The organism is Kitasatospora sp. NPDC098652, from assembly GCF_044760155.1.
Taxonomy (GTDB): Bacteria; Actinomycetota; Actinomycetes; order Streptomycetales; family Streptomycetaceae; genus Kitasatospora.
In genome coordinates this window covers 1-1,442 of record NZ_JBIWAQ010000066.1, presented here as the reverse complement: position 1 = coordinate 1,442, position 1,442 = coordinate 1, and the positions used below count along the sequence as shown (strand labels likewise).

The 1,442-nt window shown below is 69.8% G+C and carries 1 protein-coding gene; it reads left to right on the top strand.

The window, feature by feature from the left end; all coding sequences use genetic code 11:
• Positions 1-63: 63 nt before the first annotated feature.
• On the top strand, positions 64-1,302 hold the full coding sequence (locus ACIQWA_RS40940) for an IS701 family transposase (protein ID WP_402492287.1): 1,239 nt from the start codon (positions 64-66) through the stop codon (positions 1,300-1,302).
• Positions 1,303-1,442: the final 140 nt, after the last annotated feature.

Below are 1,442 nucleotides of genomic sequence, written 5' to 3'. Positions count from 1 at the left end.
CCCTAGTAGTACTTCGTTAGGTCAATTTGATCTTGGTGGTCGTGGTGGTGCATGCTGCGGTCTGTGGATCTTGGTGAGGTGGAACGGCTCCGCGAAGATCTCGGCGACTTCGTGGCCGAGGTCTTCGCATCTCTGGCGCGCAAGGACCAGCGTCGGCAGGGGGACTGCTACCTGCGCGGGCTGATGCTGGACGGACGGCGCAAGTCGATCCAGCCGATGGCTGAACGGCTCCCGGACGGGAATATGCAGGCCCTGCAGCAGTTCGTCAGCCAGTCGCCGTGGGACCACACGCCGGTGCTGCGGCAGATCGCTCGGAAGATGACCTCCGCCCTCACGCCCGAGGCGTGGGTGATCGACGACACCTCGTTCCCGAAGGCCGGCGACCAGTCGGCGGCCACCTCGCGGCAGTACTGCGGCGCGTTGGGCAAACGCTCTTTGTGCCAGGTCGGGGTGAGCGTCCACGCCGTCACCGACCAGGCTTCCAGCCCGTTGTCCTGGCGGCTGTTCGTGCCGCCGGACTGGGATGACCGCGACGACGTGCGCCGACACCGGACCGGCCTGCCGGCGGAGGTCGGGCACGTCGAGAAGTGGCGGCTGGCCATCGACGCACTCGAAGAACTGACCTCCTGGGGGCTCACCCCGCAGGTCGTGGCCGCCGACGCCGGCTACGGCCAGTGCGCGGCCTTCCGTCATGCCCTGCGCTCGCGAGAGCTGGACTACATCGTGGCGGTGCGCGGCGACGAGACCGCGCACCGCCACGACGCCGAACCCGAGGCGCCCGCCTACGGCGGCGCCGGCCGCAGGACACTGCCCCGCTACCGCACCGGCTCCCTCGCCCTGCACGACCTCGCCACCGCAGGCGGGCGCCGGGCGTTTCGGCAGGTCACCTGGCGCCAGGGCAGCCGCGGGGCGATGCGCTCGCGGTTCCGTGTCCTGCAAGTGCGGCCGGCCGGGAAAGTCCCGCGGGCGCTCGCCGTTGCCGACGCGGGAGGAAGCGCCGCCTGGGACGGCGTACTTGCGGCCGAGACCCTGCTGGTCGAGTGGCCGTCGGACGCCGACGCGCCCACCGACTACTGGCTCACGAACCTGCCGCCCGACACCGCGATCCGTCGCCTCGTGCGCCTGGCGAAGATCCGCTGGCGCATCGAGCACGACTACCGCGAGATGAAGCACGGCCTGGGCCTGGACCACTTCGAGGGCCGCACCTGGCGCGGCTGGCACCACCACGTCACCCTGGTCACCGCCGCTCACGCCTTCCTCACCCTCCGGCGCCTCGACCCAAAAGTCGAGGCGCCGGCCTGACCTTCTACCGAGTCCTCGACGCCGTCCAGGACCTGATACGGGCCTGGACCGGCGAATGCCCCACCTGCCACCGCGAGTTACCCACCACGCGCCAGACAAGGCATTCCAGACCGATTCAAACCTAACGAAGTACTACTAGG